The organism is Mesorhizobium sp. CNPSo 4670, assembly GCF_057784235.1.
The window spans coordinates 1-612 of record NZ_JBWJFQ010000085.1; the positions used below are offsets into that span (position 1 = coordinate 1).

Genomic DNA, 612 nt, shown 5'->3' on the forward strand with positions numbered 1-612 from the left:
TACCGGCTCTACCGGTGCAACCGGCTCGACCGGCGCCACTGGTTCGACGGGTGCGACCGGCCATACCGGCTCTACCGGTGCGACCGGCGCGACTGGAGCAACAGGTTCGACGGGTTCGACTGGTCATACCGGCTCTACCGGTGCAACCGGCTCGACCGGAGCCACGGGTTCGACGGGTGCGACTGGCCATACCGGGTCGACAGGCTCGACCGGTGCGACTGGCTCTACCGGAGCAACCGGCTCGACCGGCGCCACTGGTTCGACGGGTGCGACCGGCCAGACCGGCTCTACCGGTGCGACCGGCGCGACTGGAGCAACAGGTTCGACGGGTGCGACTGGTCATACCGGCTCTACCGGTGCAACCGGCTCGACCGGCGCCACTGGTTCGACGGGTGCGACCGGCCATACCGGCTCTACCGGTGCAACCGGCTCGACCGGCGCCACTGGTTCGACGGGTGCGACCGGCCATACCGGCTCTACCGGTGCGACCGGCGCGACTGGAGCAACAGGTTCGACGGGTTCGACTGGTCATACCGGCTCTACCGGTGCAACCGGCTCGACCGGAGCCACGGGTTCGACGGGTGCGACTGGCCATACCGGGTCGACAGGCTC

Annotated in this window: 1 protein-coding gene; it reads left to right on the plus strand. The window is 69.3% G+C overall.

What is annotated here, in order from left to right:
- On the plus strand, positions 1-612 hold a 612-nt coding region (locus AC0ZT5_RS35210; RefSeq protein WP_488500174.1), incomplete at both ends, for a hypothetical protein.